General features: G+C 69.5%; 25 protein-coding genes. 11 read left to right on the top strand and 14 right to left on the bottom strand.

All coding sequences use genetic code 11. The features are described from left to right. Nucleotides 1-109 precede the first annotated feature (109 nt). The 4 genes from ACOJVX_RS08670 (at nucleotide 110) to ACOJVX_RS08655 (ending at nucleotide 4,412) form a co-directional block, all read left to right on the top strand. On the top strand, nucleotides 110-1,132 hold the full coding sequence (locus ACOJVX_RS08670; protein WP_418156031.1) for a zinc-dependent alcohol dehydrogenase family protein: 1,023 nt from the start codon (nucleotides 110-112) through the stop codon (nucleotides 1,130-1,132). 49 nt (nucleotides 1,133-1,181) lie between these two features. After that, the gene (locus tag ACOJVX_RS08665; protein ID WP_026420758.1) at nucleotides 1,182-2,558 is read left to right on the top strand and encodes an ABC transporter substrate-binding protein; all 1,377 of its coding nucleotides are present in this window, start codon (nucleotides 1,182-1,184) and stop codon (nucleotides 2,556-2,558) included. Between the two features lie 58 nt (nucleotides 2,559-2,616). Beyond that, nucleotides 2,617-3,516, top strand: a complete 900-nt coding sequence (locus ACOJVX_RS08660) for a carbohydrate ABC transporter permease (protein ID WP_051314449.1) — start codon at nucleotides 2,617-2,619, stop codon at nucleotides 3,514-3,516. A gap of 101 nt (nucleotides 3,517-3,617) precedes the next feature. After that, the gene (locus ACOJVX_RS08655; RefSeq protein ID WP_103056942.1) at nucleotides 3,618-4,412 is read left to right on the top strand and encodes a carbohydrate ABC transporter permease; all 795 of its coding nucleotides are present in this window, start codon (nucleotides 3,618-3,620) and stop codon (nucleotides 4,410-4,412) included. 430 nt (nucleotides 4,413-4,842) lie between these two features. Here the strand turns inward: ACOJVX_RS08655 and ACOJVX_RS08650 are convergent, their stop codons facing one another. From ACOJVX_RS08650 to ACOJVX_RS08625, 6 genes are all read right to left on the bottom strand, one after another. Beyond that, nucleotides 4,843-5,142, bottom strand: a complete 300-nt coding sequence (locus ACOJVX_RS08650) for a hypothetical protein (RefSeq protein WP_026420755.1) — start codon at nucleotides 5,140-5,142, stop codon at nucleotides 4,843-4,845. A 112-nt stretch (nucleotides 5,143-5,254) separates the two neighbouring features. Further along, on the bottom strand, nucleotides 5,255-5,644 hold the full coding sequence (locus tag ACOJVX_RS08645) for a hypothetical protein (RefSeq protein WP_418152721.1): 390 nt from the start codon (nucleotides 5,642-5,644) through the stop codon (nucleotides 5,255-5,257). Nucleotides 5,645-5,647: 3 nt separating this feature from the next. Continuing rightward, on the bottom strand, nucleotides 5,648-5,944 hold the full coding sequence (locus ACOJVX_RS08640) for a hypothetical protein (protein ID WP_418152720.1): 297 nt from the start codon (nucleotides 5,942-5,944) through the stop codon (nucleotides 5,648-5,650). A 159-nt stretch (nucleotides 5,945-6,103) separates the two neighbouring features. Next, nucleotides 6,104-6,670, bottom strand: a complete 567-nt coding sequence (locus tag ACOJVX_RS08635; protein ID WP_026420752.1) for an AMIN-like domain-containing (lipo)protein — start codon at nucleotides 6,668-6,670, stop codon at nucleotides 6,104-6,106. Nucleotides 6,671-6,841: 171 nt separating this feature from the next. Continuing rightward, nucleotides 6,842-7,612 (bottom strand): META domain-containing protein, encoded by a 771-nt coding sequence (locus ACOJVX_RS08630; RefSeq protein WP_418152719.1) that lies wholly within the window; start codon nucleotides 7,610-7,612, stop codon nucleotides 6,842-6,844. 309 nt (nucleotides 7,613-7,921) lie between these two features. Then, nucleotides 7,922-8,785 (bottom strand): META domain-containing protein, encoded by an 864-nt coding sequence (locus ACOJVX_RS08625; RefSeq protein WP_418152718.1) that lies wholly within the window; start codon nucleotides 8,783-8,785, stop codon nucleotides 7,922-7,924. Between the two features lie 529 nt (nucleotides 8,786-9,314). Here ACOJVX_RS08625 and ACOJVX_RS08620 point away from each other — a divergent pair. Further along, a complete protein-coding gene (locus ACOJVX_RS08620) occupies nucleotides 9,315-10,196 on the top strand; it encodes an isocitrate lyase/PEP mutase family protein (RefSeq protein WP_030228602.1) in 882 nt (293 codons plus the stop codon). Between the two features lie 33 nt (nucleotides 10,197-10,229). Here ACOJVX_RS08620 and ACOJVX_RS08615 read toward each other — a convergent pair whose 3' ends face one another. The 3 genes from ACOJVX_RS08615 to ACOJVX_RS08605 all read right to left on the bottom strand — a co-directional run bounded on the left by ACOJVX_RS08615 (nucleotide 10,230) and on the right by ACOJVX_RS08605 (nucleotide 12,758). Further along, nucleotides 10,230-11,492 (bottom strand): glycoside hydrolase family 10 protein, encoded by a 1,263-nt coding sequence (locus ACOJVX_RS08615; protein ID WP_418152715.1) that lies wholly within the window; start codon nucleotides 11,490-11,492, stop codon nucleotides 10,230-10,232. Between the two features lie 529 nt (nucleotides 11,493-12,021). Continuing rightward, nucleotides 12,022-12,498, bottom strand: coding sequence for an Imm1 family immunity protein (locus tag ACOJVX_RS08610; protein WP_016698851.1), 477 nt, complete (start codon nucleotides 12,496-12,498; stop codon nucleotides 12,022-12,024). Beyond that, nucleotides 12,495-12,758, bottom strand: a complete 264-nt coding sequence (locus ACOJVX_RS08605) for a DddA-like double-stranded DNA deaminase toxin (RefSeq protein WP_016698852.1) — start codon at nucleotides 12,756-12,758, stop codon at nucleotides 12,495-12,497. The genes ACOJVX_RS08610 and ACOJVX_RS08605 overlap by 4 nt, the downstream gene beginning before the upstream one ends. 723 nt (nucleotides 12,759-13,481) lie before the next feature. Between ACOJVX_RS08605 and ACOJVX_RS08600 the strand changes: the two genes are divergently transcribed. The 5 genes from ACOJVX_RS08600 to ACOJVX_RS08580 all read left to right on the top strand — a co-directional run bounded on the left by ACOJVX_RS08600 (nucleotide 13,482) and on the right by ACOJVX_RS08580 (nucleotide 19,425). Next, on the top strand, nucleotides 13,482-14,498 hold the full coding sequence (locus ACOJVX_RS08600; protein ID WP_418152713.1) for a cytochrome P450: 1,017 nt from the start codon (nucleotides 13,482-13,484) through the stop codon (nucleotides 14,496-14,498). A 54-nt stretch (nucleotides 14,499-14,552) separates the two neighbouring features. Then, nucleotides 14,553-15,950, top strand: a complete 1,398-nt coding sequence (locus ACOJVX_RS08595) for a hypothetical protein (protein ID WP_418152711.1) — start codon at nucleotides 14,553-14,555, stop codon at nucleotides 15,948-15,950. Between the two features lie 111 nt (nucleotides 15,951-16,061). Next, complete coding sequence (locus tag ACOJVX_RS08590) at nucleotides 16,062-17,204, top strand: glycine amidinotransferase (RefSeq protein ID WP_418152709.1); 1,143 nt, start codon at nucleotides 16,062-16,064, stop codon at nucleotides 17,202-17,204. 11 nt (nucleotides 17,205-17,215) lie between these two features. Further along, on the top strand, nucleotides 17,216-18,481 hold the full coding sequence (locus tag ACOJVX_RS08585) for an ATP-grasp domain-containing protein (RefSeq protein ID WP_418152707.1): 1,266 nt from the start codon (nucleotides 17,216-17,218) through the stop codon (nucleotides 18,479-18,481). After that, nucleotides 18,478-19,425 carry a hypothetical protein gene (locus tag ACOJVX_RS08580; RefSeq protein WP_418152706.1) on the top strand — a complete coding sequence of 316 codons (948 nt, stop codon included), beginning with the start codon at nucleotides 18,478-18,480 and terminating at the stop codon, nucleotides 19,423-19,425. The genes ACOJVX_RS08585 and ACOJVX_RS08580 overlap by 4 nt, the downstream gene beginning before the upstream one ends. A gap of 53 nt (nucleotides 19,426-19,478) precedes the next feature. Here ACOJVX_RS08580 and ACOJVX_RS08575 read toward each other — a convergent pair whose 3' ends face one another. The 5 genes from ACOJVX_RS08575 to ACOJVX_RS08555 all read right to left on the bottom strand — a co-directional run bounded on the left by ACOJVX_RS08575 (nucleotide 19,479) and on the right by ACOJVX_RS08555 (nucleotide 23,297). After that, the gene (locus ACOJVX_RS08575; protein ID WP_418152705.1) at nucleotides 19,479-20,468 is read right to left on the bottom strand and encodes a phosphotransferase family protein; all 990 of its coding nucleotides are present in this window, start codon (nucleotides 20,466-20,468) and stop codon (nucleotides 19,479-19,481) included. A gap of 57 nt (nucleotides 20,469-20,525) precedes the next feature. Further along, a complete protein-coding gene (locus tag ACOJVX_RS08570; protein WP_418152704.1) occupies nucleotides 20,526-20,738 on the bottom strand; it encodes a DUF397 domain-containing protein in 213 nt (70 codons plus the stop codon). Beyond that, nucleotides 20,735-21,622 carry a helix-turn-helix domain-containing protein gene (locus tag ACOJVX_RS08565; protein WP_418152702.1) on the bottom strand — a complete coding sequence of 296 codons (888 nt, stop codon included), beginning with the start codon at nucleotides 21,620-21,622 and terminating at the stop codon, nucleotides 20,735-20,737. The genes ACOJVX_RS08570 and ACOJVX_RS08565 overlap by 4 nt, the downstream gene beginning before the upstream one ends. A gap of 617 nt (nucleotides 21,623-22,239) precedes the next feature. Then, the gene (locus tag ACOJVX_RS08560; protein ID WP_418152701.1) at nucleotides 22,240-22,434 is read right to left on the bottom strand and encodes a DUF397 domain-containing protein; all 195 of its coding nucleotides are present in this window, start codon (nucleotides 22,432-22,434) and stop codon (nucleotides 22,240-22,242) included. Beyond that, on the bottom strand, nucleotides 22,431-23,297 hold the full coding sequence (locus tag ACOJVX_RS08555) for a helix-turn-helix domain-containing protein (RefSeq protein WP_162147346.1): 867 nt from the start codon (nucleotides 23,295-23,297) through the stop codon (nucleotides 22,431-22,433). The genes ACOJVX_RS08560 and ACOJVX_RS08555 overlap by 4 nt, the downstream gene beginning before the upstream one ends. Before the next feature lie 1,169 nt (nucleotides 23,298-24,466). On the opposite strand from ACOJVX_RS08555, the gene ACOJVX_RS08550 reads away from it, so the two are divergent. Beyond that, nucleotides 24,467-24,931: a hypothetical protein gene (locus ACOJVX_RS08550; protein ID WP_418152698.1), complete on the top strand. Its 465-nt coding sequence runs from the start codon at nucleotides 24,467-24,469 to the stop codon at nucleotides 24,929-24,931. Nucleotides 24,932-25,026: the final 95 nt, after the last annotated feature.

The raw sequence follows: 25,026 nt of genomic DNA, 5'->3' as shown, positions 1-25,026 counted from the left end.
CCGTTTCCCATCGCCGACGGCGGAACAGTTGACACCGCACCGATGCCGGTATTCACTCTACGCCACAGATGTGCACGAATGTGCTCATATGAGCATCAAAGGTGAGGTCATGCGAGCAGCGGTGATTGACGTACCCGGAACCGTCCGTGTGGGGGAGGTGCCGGATCCGACACCGACTCCCGACCAGATCGTCGTGAAGGTCGAAGCCTGCGGGATCTGCGGCACCGACCTGCACATCGCGGACGGTGAGTTCCCGCCCTCGCCCTACCCGCTGGTCCCCGGCCACGAGTTCGCCGGCGAGGTCGTCGAGGTCGGTTCCGGCGTGGCCACCGGGATCGCGGTCGGCGACCGGGTCGCCGTCGACCCGTCCCTGTTCTGCGGCTACTGCACCCCCTGCCGGGCCGGGCACGGCAACCTCTGCGCCAACTGGGGCGCCACCGGTGACACGGTCAACGGCGCCTTCGCCGAGTTCGTGGCCGTGCCGGCCGACACCGCGTACACGCTGGCCGAGACGACCAGCTACGCCGACGGCGCGCTCGTCGAACCGCTGTCCTGCGCGGTGCACGGCGTGCGCACCCTGGGCGTCGAGGTCGGGGAGCGCATCCTCGTGGTCGGCACCGGCACGATGGGCCTGCTGATCATCCAGCTGCTCACCCGCGCCGGCGCGCGGGTGTACGCGGTGGACCGCAACGCCGCCCGCCTGCCGATGGCCGAGCGGCACGGAGCCGTGGCCACGGCCACCAGCATCGAGGAGCTGGACACCGCTCCCTTCGACGCCGCCGTGGACGTGACGGGCGCGCCGCCGGCCATCGAGGGCGCCTTCGACGCGCTCCGCCGGGGCGGCCGGCTCCAGATCTTCGGCGTGGCGGCGGACACCGCCCGGATCAGCCTCTCCCCGTTCCGCATCTACAACGACGAGATCCGCATCGTCGGTTCGATGGCGGTGCTGCACAGCTTCGGCGCCGCGCTGAACCTGATCGAGTCCGGTCTGATCGACACCACCGGGCTGGTCAGCCACACCCTGCCGCTGTCGTCCTTCCCGTCGGCGCTGGAGATGGTGCGCGCCGGGACCGGCCTGAAGGTGCAGGTCTCCCCCACGCTGCTCGACCAGGACCAGACCACCGGTTCCTGACCCCGCCCCGCCCCTCGATCCGCTACCACGTCCTTCCGGGAGGACACCGATGTCCATCTCCGAACGCCGTTCGCCGGGCCGCCGAGGCCCGGCGCGCGTCGTCGCGGCCTTACTCACGGTCCCGGTGCTGCTGGGAGCCTGCGCTGGCGCCGGCGACCTCGGCAGTTCCGGCGACCGAACCCGCCTGACGGTCGCGATCGTGGCGAACCCGCAGATGGAGGACGCGATGACGTTGTCCTCCCAGTTCCGGGCCGCCAACCCTGACATCGACCCGGTGTTCGTCAGCCTGCCCGAGAACGAGGCGCGCGCCAAGATCACGGCGTCCGTCGCGACCGGCGGCAGCGAGTACGACATCGTGATGATCAGCAACTACGAGACGCAGATGTGGGCGGAGAACGGCTGGTTGGTGAACCTCCAGCCCTACATCGACGACAACCCCGAGTACGACGACGCGGACTTCATCCCCACGATCCGCGAGTCGCTGTCCTACGAGGGCGACATGTACTCGGTGCCCTTCTACGGCGAGTCGTCGTTCCTGGTGTACCGGGAGGACCTCTTCGAGGAGGCCGGGCTGGAGATGCCCGAGCAGCCGACGTGGGAGGAGATCGCCGAGTTCGCCAGCGTGCTGGACGACCCGGCCAACGGCCGGTCGGGCATCTGCCTGCGCGGGCTGGCCGGCTGGGGCGAGAACCTCGCCCCGCTCGGCACGGTCATCCACACCTTCGGCGGCCGGTGGTTCGACGAGGAGTGGAACGCGGCCCTGGACTCCCCGGAGACCGCCGCCGCCGTCCAGTTCTACGTCGACCTGGTGCGCGAGCACGGCCAGCCCGGCGCGGCCACCAGCGGCTACACCGACTGCCTGACCCGGTACAGCCAGGGCCAGACGGCCATGTGGTACGACGCGACCGCCATGGTCAGCGCCGTGGAGGACCCCTCGGAGAGCCTGGTCGCCGGGCAGAGCGGCTACGCGCCGGCCCCGGTCCAGGAGACCGACGGCGCGGGCTGGCTGTACTCCTGGTCGCTGAGCATCCCGGAGACCTCGGAGCACAAGGACGAGGCGTGGCGGTTCATCCAGTGGGTGACCGACAAGGACTACCAGCGGCTGGTCGGTGAGGAGCTGGGCTGGTCCCGGGTCCCGCCGGGCGCGCGGCTGTCCACCTACGAGATCCCCGAGTACTCGGAGGTCGCCGGCGCGTTCGCCGAACCGACCCTGGAGGCCCTGGCCAGCGGCGACGAGAGCAACCCGACGACGCTGCCCATCCCCTACGAGGGGATCCAGTTCGTCCGGATCCCGGAGTTCCAGGACCTGGGGACCCGCGTGGGTCAGCAGATCTCCGCCGCCGTCGCCGGTTCGGTGACGGTCGAGGAGGCCCTGGAGCAGTCCCAGCGGTACGCCGAGACCGTCGGCCAGACCTATCAGGGATGAGGTGTCGCTGGTGAGCACGGTGCAGACGGCGGAGAGACCAACTCCCGCCCCCGCGAGCATGACCCCGGAGATGAAGAAGGCCGTCCGGCGGACCGGGTGGGTGCGGCGCGCCCCCCTGATGCCGGCGCTGATCTTCGCGATCCTGGTGACGCAGCTCCCGTTCCTGCTGACGATCTTCTACTCGTTGCAGTCCTGGAACCTGGTGCGCCCGGGTTCCTCGGAGTTCGTCGGCCTGGCCAACTACGTCAACGTCTTCGCTGACAGCACCTTCCGGGGTGCGGCGCTGCGGACGATCCTCATCACCGGCGGCTGCGTACTGATCGCGATGCTGTTCGGTGTGCTGCTGGCGATCCTGCTCGACCGGCCCTTCCGGGGTCGGGGTGTGGTGCGGACCCTGCTGATCACCCCGTTCCTGGTGATGCCGGTCGCCGGGGCGCTGCTGTGGAAGACGACGATCTTCGACCCGCTGTTCGGGCTGCTGAACTTCGTCCTCAGCCCGTTCGGCGTGGACAGCGTGGCCTGGGTGTCGCAGTACCCGATGGCCGCGGTGATCACGGCCCTGGTGTGGCAGTGGACGCCGTTCATGATGCTGCTGGTCCTCGCCGGGCTCCAGAGCCAGGGCAAGGACGTGCTGGAGGCGTCGGCCACGGACGGTGCGAACCGCTGGCAGACCTTCCGCTGGGTGACGTTGCCGCACCTGCGGCGCTACATCGAGCTGGGTCTGCTCCTCGGTTCTATCTACGTGGTCAACACCTTCGACACCATCTACATGATGACCCAGGGCGGGCCGGGGACGTCCACGACGAACCTGCCCTTCTACCTCTACCAGCGGGCCTTCCTGGGCTTCGACGTCGGCCAGGCGGCGGCGCTGGGTGTCGTCACCGTGATCGGCACGATCATCGTCGCGACGGTGGCCATGCGGCTGATCTTCCGCAGCTTCTCCCGGGAGGACTCGTGAACGCATCGACCGAGTTGACGAGCGGACCGCGCCCGGCGGAGTCGAGGTCGGGCGCGCCGGCGGGCCGGCGCAAGCAGACCGGCTCGCAGCGGGCGGGTGGCATCGCGCTGACCACGCTCACCTGGGTGCTGGGGCTGGCGTTCTTCTTCCCGGTGCTGTGGATGGCGTTGACCGGGTTCAAGTCGGAGGCGGAGGCCTACAGCGACCCGCCGACGCTGTTCTTCGTCCCGACGTTGGAGCAGTACCGCAGCGTGTTCGACCGGGGGGTGCTGCCCTACCTGCTGAACTCGGTGTGGGCCACGCTGATCTCGGCGATCCTGGTGATCGTGCTGGCCACCCCGGCGGCGTACGCGCTGTCGATCAAGCCGGTCAAGCGCACCCAGGACGTGCTGTTCTTCTTCATCTCCACCAAGATGCTGCCGGTGGCGGCGGTCATCGTGCCGCTGTACGTCGCGGCGCAGCAGCTGTCGCTGGCGGACAACATCTGGACGCTGGTGATCCTCTACACGGCGATGAACCTGCCGATCGCGGTGTGGATGATGCGGTCCTTCTTCATGGAGGTGCCGAAGGAGATGTTGGAGGCGGCCCGGGTCGACGGGGCGACACTCCCGCAGATGTTGCGCCAGGTCCTGATGCCGGTGGTGCTGCCGGGGGTGGCCGCGACGGCACTCATCTGCCTCATCTTCTCCTGGAACGAGTTCTTCTTCGCCGTGAACCTGACGGCGGCCCGCGCCGCCACCGTGCCGGTGTTCCTGGTGGGCTTCATCACCAGTGAGGGCCTGTACTGGGCGCAGCTGTCGGCGGCGGCCACCCTGGCCTCGCTCCCGGTCATCCTCGCCGGGTGGGCCGCGCAGAAGCAGCTGGTGCGCGGTCTGTCGATGGGTGCGGTGAAGTGATCGGCCGTCACCGCGCGGTTCCCGCCGCGCGGTGACCTCGGACCCACTGAGCCCGTGCCGGCGTGCTCAGTGGTCCGACGCCCCCACCGGGATTCCCTGGTGGGTGCGGCGTCGGAGGAACGCCCCGGCGTGGCCGCCTCGCGCGGATCACGCCGGGGCGTTCGCACGTTCCGGGGTCCTGCCGAGGACGGCCCCGGGGTGGCGGTGCTCCCCCGACCACCGTCGAGGCCCGCCGGGTCACCCTTGTCCCGCCGGGATGACGGGGCGCGGTCCGCTCCTGGCCCGGGGAGGGGCGGTCCGCACCGGGACGGGCGGTGTCCGGGCTCCGGGTACGGCGCTGGCCGTCGCCAGCTCCCGGTTTCGGCGGGCGCACCCGACCACCCGGGTGGACGCGGCCGCGCCCTGGCCCGGGCGTGGCGGGCGGTGACCCTCAGCCCGCCGACGGGTCCGAGGAGGTCGTGCCGGAGGAGCGTGAACCCTCCCCGTCGGCCGGTCCCCGCCGGGACGGGGAAGCCCGTCCCGCGCCACGGCCCCGCGCGTGGGTGATCCAGCACTGGACGGCGATCACCACGCCGAGCAGGGCACCGAGCACGGCCGGCCAGTGCGTCCCGCCGCCCTCGGGGCGGTCCACGACGGCGCTCACCGCGAAGATGACCGCGCTGGCGGCGGCCGCGACGCCGGCCACGGCGAGGACGCGCTGGATCCAGGCTGGCGGGTGGGGTGCGGCCACGTGCTCACTCCAGGTGGTGTCGTCCTCGGGCCCAGGGCCTGGTGACGCCGGGCCGGCGGCCTTCGGTGCCTCGCGCGTGGACCTCGTCTCGGGAGACCGACGGGGGCGGTGATCACGATACGCCGCCGGTGGCACCGCCCGTCCCGGGCGCGTCCGGCGGCGGGCGACGGTGGCTCGGCTGGGACGGCCCTGGGGCGGCGACATCGCCGGGCGGGGAATCCTCGGGGGAATCCGGGCCGGTCCGGTGCCCGGGGCGAGCGCGGTCACCCGGCCGGCGGCCCGAGCTCCTCCGCTCCCGAACGGCGGCGTTCCACCGCACCCAGTGGGCCACCGCCGACACGGCGAAGAGCGATCCGGTGGCGACGAACCACCCGTTGATCTCGCCGTTCTCCCGGTGGTGCAGGACAACGGCGACGGTGAACAGCAGGGCGGTGACGGTGTTGAGGACGGCGTTGATGACCAGGAGCCGGGGGCTCCACGGGGTACGACGACGTGGGGGCACTCCTCACCTCCCCGCCTCGCCGGCGTTCCGCCGGATCACCTCTTCCCGGCCGCGCATCCGCTCGTCGTCGCGGCGCATCTTCCGCCAGGCTCGTGAGCGCACCCAGGTGGTGCAGCCGAACGCCGCTGCCAGGGCGATCAGCCACGGCGCCGGCAGCTCCAGCAGTTCCCGGAGCCTGCCACCGTCGTGGACGGCGACCAGGGCGCCGATCAGCGCGAAGGCCACCACCAACCCCACGCCGGCCAGGACCCCGGCGCGGCGCGAGCGGAGGCGGGGCGGTGGGACATCGGTCTCGGACATGCGACACACTCCCCTCCGTGGGTTCGGCCAGTCACGGGCCGGGCGCGGCGGTCGCCGCCGATCTCCCGGAGCGCCCGGTGCGCCCCGAGCCCGTGGTGGTGGTCTCCCGAGGGGCGCGGCGCGGCCGTCGAACCCGGCACGCGCCACACCCGGAGCGGTTCAGCGGTCGACGTCGACGATGATCCGGTTGCCGAGCACCCGGAGCTCGTACTCGTTCTCGCCGTCGGTGCCGACGACGAACTCGAAGGTGCCGTTGGGATCGGCGAACAGGGTGGCGCTGGCGACCGTGGCGAGACCGCCGGCCGGCATGTCGAAGTTGGTGGGGTTCGCGCTCTCCAGGATGAGGGGGCGGTCGGCGATGCCGATGACCCGGATGAAGTCGGTGCCGGCCGGCGGGGCGTGGAGCCGGTCGTCGTCCGCGTTGGGCGGGTTCACGTTGGACACGGCCCGCACGTTCGTCAGGGTGACGCCGCCGTGGAACTCGGCCACCACCCGGTCGAAGTCGGGGTGGGCCCCCGCGCGGAACTCCACGCTCCCGGTCTCCACCGCCGTTCCCCTGCCGTCCGAGGCGGCCGGGGCCACCCCGTGGGGACCGCTCGCCGGGACGGCGTCCACCCCGCCCGGCGCCGGGGCGCCGCCGGCCTGGTCGGGTTCCGCCGTCGCGCAGGCGGTCGTCGCCGCGGCCAGGGCGAGGCCGCTGATCAGGGCACCCAGTCGTCTTCGCACAACACACCACCGTTCGTCGTCGTTGATCTTCGTCGTGTGTTCCAGGTACCCCGGCTGGTCGCGGTGTACACCCGGCCGCCGGGGGTTCGTGGTGGGGGCGGGGGCGGGGGACGTTGCCCGGCGCCTGCCGTGCTCCCCGTGGGGGTTCCGAGGCCCCCGCTACTGGTGGCCTCAGTCCTCGGCCCGGTAGCCGAGCCCGCCGTCCGCGTCGGACAACCGGAGCTGGTCGCCGCTGGTCTCGAACTCGACCTCGCCGCCGAGGGTGCTCAGCACGCGGTCGTCCTGGCGCTGGGCGAACTCGTCGTCGCAGGTCGCCTCCTCCGGCTCCAGGTCGACCACCTCCACTCGCCAGTCCGCCTCGCGCCAGGTGCCGGTGAACGCCCGGCAGCCGGTGGAGCCGGTGAGGGTGCCGTCGGCGGCGAAGCGGAGCGTGGCCGGGTCGCTGTGGGTGGAGGAGGCCGTCTCGCCGGTGATGACGGAGCCGAGGAGCCAGTCGGTGCCCACCAGCTCGGCGTCGGGGACCTCCGGCACGACCTCGAAGCGCAGTTCGACCTGCGATCCGGTCAGCACCAACGCGTCCCCGTCGCGGTGGGCTCCGCCGACCGCGGACAGGGCGGCGAGGTAGGTCATCTCCAGGTCCATCGTCGGCCCGTCGCAGCCCCGGGCCGTCACGCCGTCGAGGTTGATCCGGACACCGTCGTCGGCCGCGTCGACGGCCCCCGTGTAGAGGTTGCAGGCGGCGGTCCCGCGCACCTCGCCGTCGACCACGGAGAGGCTGACCGGGTCGGCGTCGTCGAGGTCGAACGGTCCCTCGGCCCCGGTGCCCGCGACCAGTGCCCACTCCCCCTCGAGCGCCGAGGACGCGCCAGGTTCGTGGCCACAACCGACCGCTCCGGCCAGGACCACGGCGAGGAGGGCGGGGACAGTGCGGCGTCGAACCATGATGACCTTTCCTTCGGGCGGCTGTGCCCCGAGGACGGGGGACGCCTCGGCGTGGGTTGCACGTCGGGAACGACGGGAACGGCACACCGCCCGACCCCGGTGGTTGGTGACCGGGACACGACGGAGGTCGGGTGTGCGATTCCGGGTGGGGGTCAGGGCTTCGAACACCTCGGGTGGCGGGCCGTGCCGCCGCCAGGGTCGACGGAGCGATCACAACGCCATCCACCTCGCCCGCGCTCCCGGCGAACCGTCCCGTGCTCTGGGCCGGGGAGATCGGCCGGTCTCGCGGGTGGCGGGCGGCTCGGGGCGTCAGTGCTCGGTCCGGTAGACGAGCCCGCCGTCCGCACCGGACAGCCGGAGCCGGTCGCCGTCGATCTCGACCTCGACACCGCCGTCGAGGATGCTCCACACGCGGTCGTCCTGGCGTCGGGTGGCGTCGTGGTCGCAGCGCGGCTCCTCGGGCTCCAGCTCCGCCAGTTCCAGGTCCGCCACCTCCACTCGACCGGCCTCCTCACGCCAGGTGCCGGTGAACCACCGGCAGCCGGTGGAGCCGGTGAGGGTGCCGTCGCCGGCGAACGAGAGCGTGACCGCCGGGTCACCTCGGGTGGAGGAGGCCGACTCGCTGGCGGAGGAGCCAGTTCCGCCGGTGACGACGGTGTCCAGGACCCAGTCGGTGCCCACCAGCGGGGCGTCGGCGAGCTCCGGGACGGGCTCGAACCGCAGCTCGACGTCCGTCCCGGTCAGCACCAACGCGTCCCCGTCGTGGCGGGCCCGCCCGACCGCGGACAGGGCGGCGAGGTAGGTCTTCTCCAGGTCCATCACCGGCTGTTCGCAGCCCATCTCCGTCCACTCGGGGGAGGGGAAACTGATGCCGTCGCCCACCGCGTGGAAGGGCCCGCCGTAGAGGTTGCAGGCCGCCTTCCCCGTCGCCTCCCCGTCGGTGACGGTGAGGGTGACCGGGTAGTGGTCGAGCACGTCCACCGGCCCGTCGGCGGTGCTCCCCCCGACCAGCTGCCACTCCCCCTCCAGGGCGGCGAGCCCCGTCCTCGGGGCAGCGACGTCGATCGCTGGGGAATCCGCGCCGGTCGCGGCGGGGCCGGGGTCCTGGCCGCACCCGGCCATCGCGGACAGAACCGCGGCGAGGAGGACGGGGAACACGAAGCGTCGAGTCATCATGACCATCCCTGGAAGCGGTTGTGCTCCGAGGACGGGGCCCCGGACGGCGCGGGTTGCACGTCGGGGCAGCGGGGAGGGCACACCATCCGTGGCCGGGTGGGCGGGTGGGCGGGTGGCCGGGACATGGCGGGTGCTCGGTTCGGCCGGGGCGTGGGGCGGCCCCTCGTCAGGCGCGGGAACCGCCCCCGTGATCGCTGTCCACGAGGGACGCGCGCCTTCCCACGCGCCCTGTGGGGTGCGGTCCACGGCCGGGACTGCGGGACTTCCGACGGCGGGGCACCGGAGCGGCGGGTGGCCGCATGCCGCGTGCCTTCCGGAGTGCCGTTGGGCGGGCTCGCGAGGAGTGGGACGAGGCTGGCGGTGGGGGCGCCGGGTTCGAGCCAGGCCAGGGTGGTCACGCGGGCAGAGGCAGCCACGTCCGCCCGTCCACTCGACGGCACCTCCCTTCATGGATGCACGTTGGATACCTTCCTGTTGGTCACGTCCGTCCGCGCGGCCCGGCCGCGCCGCCTGTGAGGAGCCGCCCATGAGCCAGACCACCGCCAGCGCCCTGCGCCACCGGGTGACGCACGGTCCGCTGCTCGCGGTCCCCGGCGCGGCCAACGCGCTGGCCGCCCGCGTCATCGAGGACCGGGGGTTCGAGGCCGTCTACGTCACCGGTGCCGGGCTGGCCAACACCTACCTCGGCGTCCCGGACATCGGGCTGGTGACCCTCACCGAACTGGTCTCCCACGTGGCGGCCATCCGGGACGCGGTCTCCGTCCCGCTCGTGGTGGACGCCGACACCGGGTTCGGCAACGCGGTGAACGTGACCAGGACGGTCCGGCTGCTCGAACGCGCCGGCGCCGACGCCATCCAGCTGGAGGACCAGGCCGCGCCCAAGCGGTGCGGGCACTTCGACGGCAAGGAACTTGTCCCGGCCCAGGAGATGGTGGGGCGGGTCCGGGCGGCGGTCGACGCCCGCCGGGACGATGACCTGCTGGTGATCGCCCGCACCGACGCCAGGGCCGTCGAGGGCTGGGACGCCGCCTTGGACCGCGCCCACCGGTACGTCGAGGCCGGGGCGGACATGATCTTCGTCGAGGCGCCGAGGACGGAGGAGGAGGTGCGGGCGCTGCCCTCCGCGCTGCCCGTGCCGCAGGTGGTCAACCTGGTGGAGGGCGGCCGCACCCCGCTCCTCCCGCTGTCGGAGTTGGGTGGTTTCCGGATCGCGCTGTTCGCCAACGTCGCCCTCCAGGCGGCGGTGCGGGGGATGTCGACGGCCCTGGACCGGCTGCGGGAGACGGGCTCCCTCGCGGAGGTGGCCGACCAGCTGGCTCCGTGGAGCGAACGGCAGCGGCTGGTCGGGAAACCCGCCTACGACGAGCTGTCCGCCCGCTACGCGACCCCGGCCGATCCGGCGGGCTGAGCATCCTCGACCGGGACGTCCGCGCCTCCCCGGTCAGGGCGACGAGGTCTCCTCGGCGGCGTCGGAGTAGTGGTCCCGCACCACCTGTTCGATGGCGGCGGCCGCGTTCCCCCGCAGCGAGGACATGCTGAAGTAGATGTCCCCGCCGACCTCGGGGTGTCGCCGGTTGAGCGTCAGGTGCTCGCTCAACTCGGCGTCGTCCCAGGCCGGCGAGCTGCCCACCTTGTAGGCGGCCTGCCCGATGTGGAGGCCGACACCGGTGCCGGCGACCAGCTCGGACCACCACGGGACGAGGACGCCGTAGTCGGCGGCGGCGTGCCCGATCTCCCAGTACACCTGCGGGGCGACGTAGTCGACCCAGCCTTCCGTCACCCAGGTGCGGCTGTCGGCGTAGACGGCGTCGTAGGACTCCAGGCCGCTGGTGCGGGAGCCCCGGTCGTCGGTGGAGGCATTGCGCCAGATCCCGAAGGGGCTGACCCCGAAGTCCACCTCGGGTTTCGCCGCCCTGACCCGCTCCCCCATCTCCCGGACCAGCCGGTTGACGTTGTCCCGCCGCCAGTCGGCGACCGAGGAGAAGTCCCCACCGTGCTCGGCGAAGGTGTCCCCGTCGGGGATCTGCTGCCCCGCCACCGGGTAGGGGTAGAAGTAGTCGTCGAAGTGGGCCCCGTCGACGTCGTAGCGTTCGACGGCGTCCATCATGGCGTCCTGCACGAACTCCCGGACCGCCGGGACGCCGGGGTCGTAGTAGAGCTGCCCGCCGTAGCTGAACACCCAGTCCGGGTTCCGCCGGGCCGGGTGGTCGGGGCTGAGCCTGTTCGGATCGGCCTGGGTGCTGACCCGGTAGGGGTTGAACCAGGCGTGGAACTCCAGGCCGCGCTGGTGCGCCTGTTCCACCAGGTACTCCAGCGGGTCGTACCCCGGGTCGCCGCCCTGGGTCCCGGTGAGCCACTGCGACCACGGCTCGTACTCGGAGGGCCAGAACGCGTCGGCGGTGGGGCGGACCTGGACGAAGACCGCGTTGAGCCGGAGCTCGACGGCCCGGTCGAGCAGGGCGTCGTACTCGGCGCGTTGTGCCTCGGGGGTCAGCCCGGTCCTGCTGGGCCAGTCGATGTTGGACACGCTGGAGATCCACACGCCACGCAACTGTTCCTCCTCGTTGGCCGTGGCCGTCGGCGGCGACTCCGCCTCGGCGCTCGGCGTCGTCGGCACGACGGAGGACCAGGCCAGCAGCAGGCCGAGGACACCGGCACCGAGAACGCGCGGCCGGCGACGGGAACGTTCCTGTCGGGTGAACACCTTCACCTCGCACTGTGCGCTCGCTGGTGGGACGGAGGTCGGTGCCCGACCTCGTCGCCCTGACGACGGTTACTTTCCCCTTCTCCGTCGACAATGGCGGAGATTGACGCGCACGCACCGGCTTCCGTCGCAGCACCACCCGTTCGGCGGTCAGCGCATCCGGCGTGAACCCCACCATCGGGGCGGGTCGCGCTTGCGCGGCGCGCCCACTTCCGGCGGGCCGTGTCCTCAGGAGGAGGCGGCAGCCGCGCACCGTCGGTCGCAGCCGAGAACGTCGGCCCTGCGGTGTGCCGACCCGCGATCCGTCCCGCGAGGCCGCCACCAACCTGGTTCCAGGCCACATTCCGTGACACCATCTCGTCGGCGACATGCGAGGCGAGAACCGTGGGGAACACTCGCGAACATCTCGACCGCACGGCTCCGCGAACAGCCAGTCCTCACTCGCGAACAACCGGTGAACCGCCGGCTGGGGGTCGCCCTGATGAGAACTGCCCACAGCGCCCCGAGTAGACCCGCGAGTGGGACGAACCTAGCCCGCTGCCGGATCGGCCGCCGACTGCCAGGCGACGTTGAGCGGGCGTTTGCCGGTGTCGAGGAACTCGACCAGAGCATCGGCGACGGTCTCGACGGCGATCTCGCAGTGCGGCGGGAACTCGTCGGTCTCGTACAGGACCGGCCGTTCGGGACCATCGCCGCGACTGTAGAGATGAACGGGCTCGGAGCCGTGGCCATCGTCACCACGGTATGAGAGGGCTCCTCGGGCTCCATGGATGCCGGCGATGACCGAGTGATCCGGCATCGTGAGATAACCGCTCGGGGCGCCGTCATCGGGAATCGCCGTGTCGACACGGGGGCGCGCGGTGTGGGTCAGGATCGCATCACTCACCACTTCCTCGGCGAGTGTCGTCACGAAGGCGGTGACGTCGTCACCGGTCGCGAGTTCAACGACCTTCTCGACTGGCGCCTGGCCGGGCTCGTGGACCCAGTACTGCGCTTGGAGTGTCACGACGTGCGCTTCCCTTCGTACCGGTACGGACGCCCGGTGGGGCCGTAGACGATGAGTGTGGCATCGGGTGGCAGAAAGTATTTCAAGAACCGGTGGCAGCTGACGTTGGTCACGGGGTCGATACCGCACGGGTCCTTGCCGATCACGATCGCACGCGTCTCGCCCGCCCTCATGGACGAAGCCTCTTTGATCTCGATGTGGCGCGCGATGTCCGGCACGAAACCGCCGCGCGCGAGACCGAGGGCGCGGGCCTTCTCCACGGCTGCGGTATAGGCGGGGGGATGAGCCATGGGCGAAGATTCAGTGCAGCCTGGGACAGCAGGTCGACCAGCCCGGAAACCTGGTGTTGCGGCAGCGCCTTCAAGGACCGACCGAGGAAACCCCGGGCATCGCGGCACTGAGTTCGCCCGAGCACGGGTGGAGCGGGAGGCGCTCTGGGCGCAACTCAGTGGCCCGGAGGACAGAGTCGCTGCACTCACACATCCTTGAGGCAGATGATGCGGGACCAGAGCGACCGGCCTCGCGTACGGGTGACGTGGACTAATCCGTTCGGGTAGCACCGTCGGTGCTGGTGGATAAGGTCTTGCCTTGATCCTGTGAACAGAGCAACACTTAAAACTGTTCATTCAACTGCACTGTTCATTTCGGACGGACAAGGCCCGCTGGGAGGCCGAACCTGACTCGGGTGTTTCTGACTCGCATGGTCCGATCGCTCGCGACGTGAGAGGAGCACTGCCCATGTTCTACGACCATTGATCCCGATCGTCGGACTGGGTCCGGGGTACGCCGGACCTGGTCTGGTTCACCTGCGATGGCTGCTGTGGGGAGAGTTGATGCCGTCCCAGCCCGCGTATGATCCGTTGAATCCGACGACGTTGGAGAATCCATATCCTATTGTCGCTGGTCTGAGGGCCACCACGCCCGTGTTCTGGCACGAGGGAATGCGGTCGTGGTGTCTGACCCGGTACGCGGACTGTGTTGCGGTGTTGCGCGACCACGAACGCTTCGCCCGTGACCTTCGCCGCGCCGGGAATACTGTGGCGGAGCCGAGCCTCAGCGTCCAGTCCCTGGACCCGCCCGAGCAGGCTGGGGTGCGGAGCCTGTTCATGAACGCGCTGCGGGCACAAGACCTTGAGGGTCTGGAACGCCGGGCGCGACAGCGACTGTCGTCGGTGTTGGGCCGGTTGGCCGATCGCGCGGAGTTCGATCTGATGTCGGAAGTTTCGGCGCCGCTGGCGGTGGCGGTGGTTTCGGACCTGCTCGGCGTCGATGAGCCGGACATTGGCTCTTTCGCTGCGGTCTCGGACGCGATCACACGGAGTATGGACGCTGGCCTCGATCAGGCAATGGTCGAGCCGGGCCGGGCAGCCCGCCGCGAGCTGAGTGCGTTGGTGGAGTCCTGGTTCCGCGCCTCCGGGCGTCCCGGACTGTTGTCGCACGTCAGGCGACACGCTGGTCAGACACCCGGAACGGATGTCGACGTGTACGTCCGCAACACCGCCCGGGTCTTGTTCCAAGGCGGCTACAGCACGATGACAGCCGCTGTCGGCAACGCCGTGCATACCCTGCTGCGTCACCCCGACGCCTTGGAACAGATGCGTGATGCGAGGGTGCTGCGCACCGGTATTGACGAACTGGTGCGCTTCGACGGCCCCGTGCAGGGCACAACCCGTGTCGCGACCTCCCTCGCGACGATCGGCGGGGTCACCGTGCGGCCGGGTGAGACCGTACTGGCGTTGTTTGCCGCCGCCAATCGCGACCCGGCGCAGTTTCCTCAGCCGGACCGACTGTTGTTGGACCGCGCACCCAATCGACATCTCGGCTATGGCTGGGGTACCCACTCGTGCATAGGAACTCTTCCGGCCCAAGCCGCATTGCGGGCGCTGGTCGCCAGCCTGGCTGACCACCCAACTCCGCTACGCGCGACTGGCACTCCACGGCGCCGACGCACCGCGACCATGCGCGTGTTCGATGTCCTGCCCGTCACCTTCCGCAGGTGACCTTGCGTCTTCCTGGACCGCTAGGTGAACGCACGAGGGATTGGAAGTTCACTTGTGAGGATCCTCATTGGCAATCACATCGATCCGTCCATCCGTGACCGCGGCGACCTGCGGGCATGGACGCAGCGCGTCGTATGGTTCGCTCGGGACGGCGACATCGTCGTGTTGTCAGCGGAGCCGGACCAGCCATTCCTCACGTACGCGACCTCCTTGACCGGGGTGAACCCCGATAGTCTGCGCATTCTGGTGCCACCTACCGCGAACCACGGTGGCCGACTGCTCGCCCCAGAAGGGCTGACGAGTGCGGCGTTCCTTCGCACCGTGCGGGACGTACTCGGCGAGACTGGCCTGGACCGGGTCGAGGAAGTCTTCGCGCTCTGGCCTTCCGCGCACGTGGCCCGCTTCGCTGCCTCATTAGGCCTCGAGGACCGGTTCCTGGGAGCTAAGTTCTTCGCCCAGGGCGGCGGAGAGTTAGGAAACAACAAGGCGACGTTTCGAGCGCTGGCGGCGGGGATCGGCGTTCCGATCCCCGCGGGCGCGGTGTGCCGCAGTCGAAGCGAAGCAGCCGCCGCGACCGCGGACTTGCTGGCTCACTCGGGTGCGGTGGTCGTCAAACAGGCTCACAACGGAGCTGGTGTGGGAAACCAGCTCGTGCTGCGCGATGTCTCGCTGGCCTCGGACCATGTCGGAGCCCGCCACCTCCACTACCTCGACAGCGACGATTCAAGAGAGGTCGAGGAGTACTGGACCCAGCGCTGGGACTGGGCCTCGGCGCAGGGCCGATTCCCCGTGGTGGTCGAGGAGTTCACGCCGCACGAGGTGTCGGTGTACTCCGAACATTACGTCGCCGACGCCGGGACTCAGCCGACCGAGATGGGCACGCTGCACTACGTCGGACGGCGGCTGAGCCACCAGGTCGTCCCGCTGCGCGGGGTCGCCCACAACATCCGCGAGCAACTGTTGCACGGGGGGACGAGGCTTGCCGAGATCTACCGGGCGCTCGGTTTCCGCGGCCATCTCAGCGCGGACGCGGTGGTGACTGCCGACGGGCGAGTGGTGTTCACGGAGGTCAACGCGCAAGTGTCGGGATCGCTGCACATCTATCAGGAGATCGCCCATCACGTCGTCAGGGTCACCTCCGACCCGGACCGGTCCGTGGTGGAGTATCACGTTCCGCCCACTTGGGCGGTCGCCGACTTCGCGACCTTCCTCGCGGCCGTCGAGGAGCTCGGCTGTGCGTACAGCCCCGAGACCCGCACCGGAGTCATTGTTTCGATGCCGGCCATTCCGCTCGTGGCAGGCCTAGCCCAGTTCGTGTTCTGCATCGCCTACGGCACCGACACCGACCGCAAGATCATGTTCGACCGGCTCGACTCGCGTTTCGCGACCGTACCCGCGAACACCTACACCGCCAGCGACCACGTCGGCGTACCGCGCACGCGCATGCCCTGAGCACCAGTTCTTTAGGGATAGGAGACCCCGGCGGGCGGTGGACCAATACCGGAGACCATCCAGACCCAAGCGATCGTCGACTCCAACCGCGGCGCGAGGAAGGACCCATTCATGCGGTTGCACAGCCACGAAGACTTCACACCACTGCGCGAGATCATCGTCGGCTCTGCCGAAAACTACCTTTCCCACGACCGGGATGTCACGTTCGACCTGTTCCACCATGAAAGCCTGACCGGGTTCCGCTCAGACTGGGCCTACCCACGCCTGACCGCCGCCGACGGCACTGTCCGGAGCTGGAGCATCAATCGCCGCTATACCGAGGAACTGCACGAGGACGTGGAGGACCTGGCCACGACGCTGGTCGCCCTCGGTGTCACCGTGCATCGGCCGCGGCCACTGCCGCCGAACGCGGCGCCCATCGCCGGCCTGGGGTGGCAGGCTACGCCCACCCCCGCACTGAACATCCGCGACAACACCCTCATTCTCGGCGACGAAATCATTGAGACCCCGCCGGCCATCCGCTCCCGCTATCTGGAGACCCGCCTGCTGACTCCGATCTTCCGCCGCTACTTTGAGTCTGGGGCACGGTGGACAACCATGCCCCGCCCGCTACTGACCGACCGGTCCTTCGACGTGTCCTACGCACGCGACACCGCAACCACCCTCGGTGGCCCGACCGAGCCGATCGTCGATCCCCAACCCAGCTCGTACGACGTCGGCTTCGAGATGATGCTCGACGGCGCCCAGATCCTCCGACTTGGCCGTGACCTGGTCGTCAACATCGCCCACGACAACCACCGGATGGCCCTGGACTGGCTTCAGCGGCACCTGGAGTGCCGGTATCGCATCCACACCGTGTACCGGATGGCGGACAACCACATCGACAGCATGCTCCTGGCCCTGAAACCTGGGGTCTTCCTTGCCCGGCACCACGGCATCCGTGACATGCTGCCCGCGTCCTTTCAGTCGTGGAAGTTCATCGTGCCGCCTGAACCCGACCCCGGTGCCTTCCCCACCTACGACAACGAGGACCTGGTCCTCACCAGCCCCTACATCGACCTCAACGTCCTGTCAGTCGACCCCGAAACCGTCCTGGTGAACGAAGCCTGCACCGGCCTGCTCAAGGCACTCGACACCGAGGGCTTCACCACCATCGCAGTGCGGCATCGGCACCGCCGCCTGTTCGGCGGCGGATTCCACTGCTTCACCCTTGACACCTACCGCGACGGGACCTGTGAGGACTACCTGTCATGAGGACGAAGCGCGTGCTGCTGTTGGAGGCCGCTGGCCCCGAGTCCGGCGCCCTCGTTGAAACCACCGTCGCTCGCGGCTACGAGGTCCACGCAGTCACAGGGTCTGATCAGCTCGCTTCCTACAGCACCACGCTGCGAACCGCACTCTCCGGCTGTCTGCCAACCGATCTCTCGCGGCCGGAGCACGCGATCGAGGACATCCTCCGCTACGCCCGCCGGGTCGGTGCCGACGCAGTGCTGACCACCAACGAGTACCTCACCCCGCTCGCGGCCCAGGTCTGCGCCGCGCTGGAATTGCCTGGCAACGACCCGGCGCTGGCCAGGGCCGCTCGCAGCAAGGCCGCGATGGCCGAGCAATTCGCCCGCTGCGGTGTTACCACGCCCCACACCCGCGTCCTCAGCCACGAGCTCGAACTGTGTCGCCTGGTCGCCTCCGGTCACTTGACGTTCCCGTGCGTCCTCAAGCCCGCGGAGGGTGCGGGCTCAGTGGGCGTCAGGATTGTGACATCCGCAGAGGAAGCGGCCGCAGCATTCAGGGCCGCACAGAAAGGGCGCGGAATGTACGGGATGGTCCTCGACCCAAGGGTTGTGATCCAGGAACTCATCGAGGGCGTCGAATACAGCGTCGAATCGATCACCCAGAGCGGGAGGACCACGCATCTGTGCGTTACCCGCAAAATGGCCACTCGCGGCGCTCGCCGTGTCGAACTTGGTCACGGATTGCCGGCAGTGCTGCCGGCAGAGTTGGAGCGGGCCGTGTACAAGCAGGTTGACCTGGCGATCGCCGCAGTCGGGATCCGCAACGGGGCGTCACACACCGAGGTGATGCTGACTCCAGACACACAATGCGCTGTGATCGAGATCGGGGCCCGCATCGGAGCCGGTTACATCGGCTTCCTCATCCGGCACGCGCTCGGCATCGATCCCTGGGCGGCCTGCCTCGACACCGCACTGGGTCGCCCCGCCCATCTGTCACCAACCCGCGCTGACTACGCCACCGTGCGATTCCTGACCGCACCACACCCCGGACGGCTTGTCGCGGTCGCGGGACTGCCCGACCACGGCCCGCAAGTTCCGCTCGTTCGGTTACGCAGGGCTCTGGGCGAGACCGTGACCGGAACCGTGGACAACACCGGCCGCCTCGGGAGCTTCGTTGTCGTCGGCCCGGACCGGCAACGCGTCGACCTCGACGCAGACCACCTGCTGGCCCAAGTCCAGATCCACATCGAGCCGTTCGATCCAAGCAGCCCCGCGGTCGACCACTGCGGTTCGCCATGACCGGGCCGGTGCTGCGCCGGATCACGGCTGACTGTTTTCCGGTTCCTGCCCTGATCCAGCGCACCAACGATCCCGACTCACAGTCCAGCCGACGGCTGTTCGCCTACAAGCAGGCTGACGCCGCCCGCCGACTTCATCAAATGCTGACTGGCGATCTCCACCAAGCGCGCGGAATCGACGGACGCGTCGCCGTGTTCGCGAACGCCTTCCATGCCGCGGAGGAATGGCGCTACCGAGAAGCGGCGGGCGCCCCGCACCTCACTGGGCGCTACAGCCCCGTCCACGTCGAACGGTTCCGCACGCCTATCAGCGACGTCAACCCCAACCTGTTCCGTATCGGAGAGCCCGAGCGGTTCACCGACGGCGCGCGGTGGAACCCGATCCGGCGGACCTATACCAGCGGGGCCGAGACCCAGGCCAGCCGAACCATGCGGCGCTTCGCCACCCTTGCCTCCGCCAGGTTCGCCGACAGCCCATCGAAGTTGGACGTGGTACGTAATCGCGTCACCTTGACCGACGGTCGTGTTGTGGGTGGGACACGGTTGTTGCGCGGTGACGCCGCCCGCTGCGCCGCGACCGAAATGGTCTCCAGAATCGCGGCACGAGGTGGGGACACCTCCCGCATCAGCACCGAGGGTGACCTGATCTACATCGCGAGCGCATCCGAAGCCGACCGCATGGCGGCGTTCAACAGCGCCATGACACTGCTGGCCCAGCACCACAAGACTCCGGCCGCCGCAGTGGGCGCCTGGTCGGATGCGGCATATCTTCTCTACCAGGCACCACGCAGAAAGCGAGGCACCGACGCCACCATCCGTACATTCCTCATCGCTGCGGGCACCGCACTACTGGGCTACCCTCCCGTTCTCCTGCATGACATCGACCTGAACGCCTACACCCGACCAGCCGAACGGTTCGTATCCGAACTACGAGGCGCGCAGTAGGCCGCGAGCGCGCACCTCTCCCCCTGAGTCGTCCGGCAACGGGAGCTTGCTGCTCACGCCCGCAGCTGGCCGAGCACGTTCCTCATCTGCTCATACGTCTCCGGCACCGCGTCGGCGTTCCCCAACCGGTGCCGCTCCAAACGGATAGCGCCAATGTGCTTGGCGAGGTAGAGCAGCGACCTCCTAGCCGCAGCTGCCGTGGACGGTCGCTGCCCGTAGGTTTCCCAGAACGCGTCCCGTTCAGTGCCGGGCTTCTTCGCCGCCATGAACACCGGCCAATCGGAATCGGGATCCCCCCACGACGTCCGATCATTGTCGAAGACCCCGGTAATCGTGGGCTCCGGCGCGTCGGTTGCCATCATCACGTTGACCGTCCACAGGTCACCATGCAGCAGCCTCGGCTCGGTCACCTCGTTCAGCACCGCCTGGTACTTCTCCACTGCGGCCAACACCTCGTGCACGTCGGCCGAGTCGAGCCCGGCGTCGTCCAAGTCGGCCACGAGATCAATGAAGAACGCGGTGACAGCCTCGGCCCAGGTGCCGAACCCAGGGCCGGCCACAGGGCCGAACCGATCCCCTCGCACGGCATGGATACTTCGGGATATCTCCCCCATCTGCCGGAAGAACGTGGTCCACTCCGACTGCGGATATTGCCCGATACCTTCCGGACCGGAAACCCCATCGAGCATTGTCTGGAAAAGGTAGTCCCGGTCAATGATCTCGTGAGTGAAGTCCGCCGCGAGAGTGCGCGGAATCATCCGCGAAATCGACGCGAGGAACGGCGTACTTGCATACTCATTGCGCATCAGCTCCCGCTCGATGCGGTACTGACGTGCCGGTTCCGGAGCTACGCGCAGGATGACCCGGCGGTCGTCGCCGAGGTCGATGCGGTAGGTGTTGTTGTACATCCCATTACCGAGTTCGACGGCCGAGCATGGGATTGCGTTCGACCCGAACGCCCGTCGGCACATGGCCTCGATCGCTTCGGCGGTCACCGACTGCTGGAAGGAATTATCGGGACGCTCAATCGGACGAAATTGCACACAGTCTCCTTCACAAGTGCGCGCTGACGTGGTCAGGCGCATTCACGGGTGCCATCCTCATAGGTCGAATTCCCCAGCCTTGGCACCAGCTAAGAAAGCGGCCCACTCCTCGGAGGTATACAGGTGCACGAGCAGCTCGGGATGCTTGGAATTCCGAACAGCGACTCGCCCGTCCCCGGTCAGGCCGACCTCGACACAGTTGTCGCCACCGTTGGAGTAGGACGACTTCCGGAACAGCGTAGCGACAACAAGTTCTGGCTGCGTGGTCATGATGGCGCTTCCTGCTTGCCGGTCAGTTCAGCCGCCGCGAGCTTGAGCATTTCCATGCTCCTCTGCGGAGACAGGGACGCTCGTCGCAGCCGCTCGTAAAGGTTGACGTATCGCGTGACTTGCTTTTCCTCGGCCAGCGAAGTAAGCACCACATCGGTGGTCACCGTATCCACGGCGACCACTCGCGGATCTTGCGGATCGGGGTAGGCGTAGACCGAGAACGCTGAGCGAGGCGTGACGTAACCGTCGATCGCCGCATTTACCGGCAACACCCGCACAGTAATCTTCGGCTCGCGGGCACGCGCTACTAGATGCTGCATCTGTGACGCGACCACCTCGGCTGGGGCGGATAGCCGCCGGAGCGCGATCTCGTCCAGGACCACCTCGTATGACGGCCCATCAGGCCGGCGCAACATCCGCTGCCGGATTTGCCGGGCTTCCACCGCACGCTCCGACTGAAATGTCACCGGGCCAATGTCCGCCTCAGCCACCTGCCGTTGATGGGCGAACTCGGCAGTCTGCAACAGGCCCGGGATGAACGGCTGGAACTCCGTGATCGACGCTGCCCCTGCCTCCAGGTCAGCATACAGGGCCTGCCGGGCGCCCATCCCTGGCTCGAATGAGGCCCACCAGCCGCGTTCCGACGCATCCCTCGCGACGGCCATGATCTCAGTCCACCTGTTACCGTCCACACCCAGCTCATCGATCAGCCGCATCACAGTGGCCTGACTGTCCCGGATGGAGTGCCCATTTTCCAACCGGGTGATCTTCATTCGTGACTGGCCAATGCGCTTGGCCAGGTCGGCGTGCGTCAACCCGGCAACCTCCCGCAGCACGCGCAGCTCCACCGCCAACCGCTGTCGACGCACGTATGGACTGATCATCACACCTCCCTGCACACGGCTCACCAATGAATAGTTCGACGTAGCGTGCAGATCAGTAGCGTATCTCACAGCGCCGGACCAGCAATACCCGCGCCGAGCACACGTTCGGGCCGACACCAAGTCAGGCCCCGCTGTGAGCGTCGACGGAACTCAAGAATGCTTGGCAGTGGTCGCGGCGCAGCAGAACTGTCGGGCCGAATACGTCCCTCATACACCAGAAGGGCGGATCTCGCGACGACCGGCGAGGGCGGGCTCGTCATCCGAGTTGACGCGGGTTCCCCCCGACAGAACAAGCTTGTCGTGGTCGCCCGGCCAACAGGGCTCGCCGACCTCGGAGCTGGTCCACGGCAGGCTTCGAACACCAGACCCGCCCTCGTTCGGCAGCCCCACGCTCGCCGGCAGTCCACCCATCGTGACAGCCGAAGGCCCACCACGGGTAGGGCACGGACACCACCGGGAGGAGCAGCGGCTACCACCAGCAGCGTTCAACCCCGTCCCCGGCGATGCCACCGGAACCGCGGACACGTCCTTCCACCGCACGCCGCCACCCAAGCCCACCCACCCCCGAACGCCTGGAGCCCCCGCAGCGCGGGGGCTCCACCACATCCGAGGAACACTCAGAAGCGGTCGGACCTCACCGCCGCGATGAAGGCAGCGAAGGCGTCACGATCAACGACGAGGGTGCCCGCGTCCCGGTTCTTCGTGTCCCGGATACCCGCGATGCCTGGCGCGCCACCGATTTCGACGCAGTCGCCCTGGCTTCCGCTCGCCCGTGCCTTCCGCCACCCGGTGAGGCGGTCACGTGCCGTCATGGTGCCTGCCTTTCGTACTGGTCACGGTACGAGGCGATGACCTTGGCTGAGTCGTCCGGGGTCATCGCCACGGCGGACAGCGTAGCCAGCGCTTCCAGGTACACCGAGGTGTCGCTCCGCCTGTCGAGATACGTCCCAGTGGCCAGATGTTCGAGGTAGACAACTGGATCCGCGTCGGCGAACTCCAGGATCGTGCCCATCCCACGTCCGCCGATCATCCAACCGGGCTGTGGCCCGATCGCCTCCGGGATGACGCGCACGGTGGCGTGTGCGTGGTCGATGAGCAGGTCCAACTGATCAGCCATTACTGCCGGGCCACCCACAACCCGGCGGAACGCGACTTCGTCGAGGTAGGCCGTGTAGACGGGAGCATTCCGGGAACGCAGCAACGCCTGACGCCCCATCCGGGCGAGTACGAGGTCCGCCATCGGATATGGACCCGGGGTGGCAGCAACCATCGCTCGGGCGTAGTCCGCAGATTGGAGCAGGCCCGGCACGATGTCACTGATCTGCGTGATCCGAACTGCTTCGTTCTCGTAGCTGATGAGCGTGCCGAGTTGGCCGGGAAGCGAGGACGACGGGGTCCACGGTGACGCGGCAGGCAGATCCCGCGCCTGCTCGACCAGCGAGTCCCGCTCGTTGGGTGGCAGGCCCAACGCACCGGTGATGGTCGCGACGAGTTCGGGCGTGATGACGATTTCCGCCCGCTCGACGCGCTGCACCCACGTGTGGTGCGTACCCAACTGCCGCGCCAGCTCCCGGACTCCGACGCCGGCGTCTTCCCGTGCGTCACGAAGTGCCTGCCCCACGGCGCGGGCGCGAGGCGTCCGCAGCTTCGACATGCGTGATCGAGTCGTCGCCATGCGCAACATCGTAGCCGGATCACCTTACCCGATCAGGCGATTGTGCCGGCCCCTGGCGCACGTTTCACTTCAGTGGCACAGGGTGGCGCATGTTCCACCCGCCTGGCACGGACGGAGTGCGCCATGCAGCAGATCCTTCACTCCCAGCTACTGTCCACTGTGGTCGTAGTCGGGATCGCGGTCCTGTTCGTCACGGTCGCCGTCCTCATCGGCTGGGAAGTCGAACGCACCGAAGCCCGCCACCGACCCGACCCCACACCACCGGCCACCACCCCCAACGCCCCACGCCGATCCATCCCCGCCCGCGTCCTCCTCGCCACCCGCGCCCAGGACAGGCCCGGCACGCCGCCCGGAACCCCGAGGCGCGCCCGGCCGGGGACAGCGACCCCCGACGCTGTCCCCCTCCCACGACCGGCCCCACCCCCTCCCCCACGAGGCCGGCCCGGTACGGCGGCACACCACCCCGCCGCCGCACCACCACCGCCGTCCCCCGTCCCGCACCACCACGGAGGACGACGGCAGGGAGCGGCGTCCCCCGGCGCCGACTCCCCCCTCCCGCCAGCCCCCACCCCCGACGCGCTCCGGCGCGGGCGGCTGGCCCCGGGGGCCCCAAGGCCACACCCCCACCAGCCGCACCACCCCACACCCCTGGTCAGCCACCGTCCCCGCCGTCGACCCCACCGGAGCGCTCACCACCCTCACCCTCGTCCTCGCCCCCGACCAGGCCACCGTCGTCCTGCTCGCCAACGGCACCCACACCCCCCTGGCACCCCCCGCCGCCCGCCACCTCGCCGCCGCCCTCCGAACACAACGCCGACTGCTCCTCACCCTCCACAGCGGACCCGCCTGCCGAACCCTGGCGGTCGCCCCCACCGCGACCCGGCCCACCCCCACCTCCGGGGCCAGGCTCACCCTCCGCTCGGCCTCCCAGATCGCCGCCCACTGGCCGCTCATCCTCGGCCCCGGCCCCGCGCGATCCCTCACCCGCCTGCTCGACGAGGCCGCCCACCACTGCCGCCGGGCGGCCCCGGCCCACCGACCCTGACGGAGACGACCATGACCAACCCCCCATCGCACCTCAACCCCGCCCCGACCCGGGCCCGCCGTGTCCGCGCCTACGCCCTCCCGGTCCGCGCCCGCCGCATCCGCCCCTACCTCCCGGCCCGGCCATGACCACCCCCGGGACCGTGCTGCCCGGCACCGAGATCGGACGCATCCTGGCCTGGTGGCCCGCCGGCCACCAGACGACGACCCTGCGGGTGGAGGCCAGCCCGCTCGGTGTCGTCCTCCGCCCCGAGGACACCCCCACCGAACCGATCGGGATTCCCCCCGTCCAGGCCCGCCGCCTCGCCGGAGCACTCCTGGTGGCCCACGCCCACGCGGTGGCCACCGTCCTGACCACCGGGCCGGAACTGGTGGCCTCGCTGATGGTCACCTCCCTGCCCGGTCTCGGGGGCAAGCTGCTCACCCTGGCCTGCCCCGGGCTGGAACCACGGCGGTGGGCACTGCCCACCACCTGGCAACCCACCCGCCCCGGGGATCCCCCGCTCACCCACCCGGAGGCCGCCGGCGCGCTCCTCGGCCACGCCGCCGGCCACCCACCAACCGACCAGCACCCCTCCCCACCGCCCTGAACACACCCGAACCCGATGCCGGCCCACCGCCGACCACCACACCACCACGGTGGAGGCGGAGTTGGCACCGGCGGGCGGCCGTGCTCACCACACCC

It is taken from the genome of Actinoalloteichus caeruleus (assembly GCF_049311605.1).
Classification (GTDB): Bacteria; Actinomycetota; Actinomycetes; order Mycobacteriales; family Pseudonocardiaceae; genus Actinoalloteichus_B; species Actinoalloteichus_B caeruleus.
The sequence above is the reverse complement of the archived record's forward strand: the minus strand, read 5'-3'. Positions and strand labels throughout refer to the sequence as shown.